The organism is Alcanivorax sp. HI0083, from assembly GCF_001635175.1.
The window spans coordinates 1-496 of the sequence record NZ_LWFX01000109.1; the positions used below are offsets into that span (position 1 = coordinate 1).

The following is a 496-nucleotide window of genomic DNA, read 5'->3' on the forward strand; positions in this document are numbered from 1 at the left end:
TTTCCGCCGCAAGGTGGAAGACATGGGTACCCGCAACTTTCCCGCCCGGGCCCTGAACAGCAATACCTATGGTGCGGTGCGCCTGATGGTAGCGATCCAGAAAGACGGCTCACTGAAAGAAGTGCGGCTGCTCAAGTCCTCCGGTCATAAATTCCTCGATCAGGCCGCCATTCAGAGTGTGCGTCTGGCGGCCCCGTTCGATGCGTTTACAGCGGAAATGCGCCGCAACATGGACGTGCTGGAAATTATCCGCACCTGGAAGTTCGACAGTAACCAGCGAGTGTCGTCGAAATAATAGCTGCGCTCGCTACCACGCGACTGTAGGAGTGCCTCTCGAGGCGCGAACCGCGCTTGCGCGGCAATCGTCCGCAGGACGATCAGGCCTGCCAGCATTCGACAGGTGTTTAGAAGGATTTGGTGTTTATCGTTGCACGCTGCCCTCGCTGTCGCTCGGATTCGCACCTCGAGAGGTGCTCCTGCGGTCTCATCCTGAAAG

1 protein-coding gene is annotated in these 496 nt (G+C 58.3%); it reads left to right on the forward strand.

Features of this window, described 5'->3' with window-relative positions; genetic code table 11:
* Positions 1 to 295: energy transducer TonB (locus tag A3754_RS01170; RefSeq protein ID WP_156496662.1), on the forward strand; the 295-nt coding region annotated here is incomplete at its 5' end.
* Positions 296 to 496 lie beyond the last annotated feature (201 nt).